The following is a 1,569-nucleotide window of genomic DNA, read 5'->3' as shown; positions in this document are numbered from 1 at the left end:
TGGCTTCTCTGTTTCATATGTTGGCTCTTCCGGTTTTGATGGCTCCGGTTGATCTGGAGTCTTAACTGGTGGAGTTGGCTCATTTTCATATGTTGGTGCTACTGGTGCTGGCTCCAATGGCTTCTCTGTCTCATATGTTGGCTCTTCCGGTTTTGACGGCTCCGGTTGATCTGGAGTTTTTACTGGTGGTGTTGGCTCATTTTCATATGTTGGTACTACTGGAGCTGGTTCCAGTGGTTTCTCTGTCTCATACATTGGTTGAGTTGGAGCTGTTGGTGCAACAGGTTTCGTCGGAACCCCAATTGCATTAATGTTTGAATTGAAAGCAAACCAAATATTTCCACTTTTAGAAGAAGCCATATTAAAGCTAATCTCCGATTGAGTTATTTCACCGACAATAGCTCCGTACCAATTATTTGGACTAGAGGTTGTATCCCATTCCGATGTATTCCAACGAGCGCCTAGCGATTTTTCTGCATTTGATGAATCTGCATAAGCAGAGTTATTTTCATGAATCTTGATAGATGAACCAGAAATTGGAATATATCGACCGTTAAAGTTTCTAACACTTTCAATTGCATCTTTATCAATTGCTCCACTACCGTTACCTCTATTTAGAGATGAAAAATTAACTAATCCTCCTGTGAGATTCATAAGTTGACCTTCTTCATCATAAAACTTGACTTTTACATTAATGTTTGTAGAAGTAAAATAATCATTATACCATGCTGTCACAGTTGGATCACTCGAGGCAAACATAGTCATTTTGGTTCCATCGTTAAAACCTGTTTCTTTTAATGTGTAAGTGTAAACTACTTTTGAAATTTTCTTACCATTAAAACTTGAATTTTTTAGACCAGTATAGGTAACATCGACTGGTTTATCCTTTTCTAATACAAGCTTTGCATAAGTGTTATTCGAATTGATTGCATTGAAATATGAATATGCTGTAGATTTTTTCCTATCAGGATTTGTTGGCGAAATCCCCCATGATTTTACCAAAGCATCCAATTCCTGCTGCCCATATTGATGTACAGATGAATCAATTGTTCGTATTGCATTTGGTTCTGATTTAAAGTTCAACGATTGTGATCTTGGTTCTGAAAGATAACCATCTTGTTTCTTTTTACTCTCCGCTTCTGCGAGTGCTGCAGTATAAGCTGCGAACTCTTTCTTATATTTGGCAAGATCTGCTTCATACTGCTTCATCGCCACTTCATAAGTTGCTTTTGCAGTTTCATTACGTTGTTTAATCGCTTCATTTTCAGCTTGAAGCGCAGCATTTTTTACCTTATTATCTTCAACAGCCTTTTCATAGGCTGCTTTTGCATCGGCATTTGCTTTTTGAACGCGAGCTAGTTCTGTCTGATAAGCCGCTAGCTTAGCTTGGTAGTCTGCTTCGTTGGTAGCATTTGCTTGCTTAACTGCCGCCAAATCTGCTTCATATTTCTTCACCGCTGCATCATAAGTCGATTTTGCAGTGGCGTTACGCTGCTTAATAGCTTCATTTTCAGCTTGGATAGTCTATTGTTTTTAGCTTGTATTTTCTTCAACAGCCTTTTCATTAGG

At 38.5% G+C, this 1,569-nt stretch carries 1 pseudogene; it reads right to left on the bottom strand.

Annotated features, from left to right (window positions below):
- A pseudogene (locus HMPREF0849_RS08595) lies at positions 1-1,569 on the bottom strand (GbpC/Spa domain-containing protein); the annotation flags it as partial.

The sequence above is a fragment of the Streptococcus sp. C300 genome (assembly GCF_000187645.1).
In the GTDB taxonomy this organism is placed as follows: Bacteria; Bacillota; Bacilli; order Lactobacillales; family Streptococcaceae; genus Streptococcus; species Streptococcus oralis_CQ.
The sequence above is the reverse complement of the archived record's forward strand: the minus strand, read 5'-3'. Positions and strand labels throughout refer to the sequence as shown.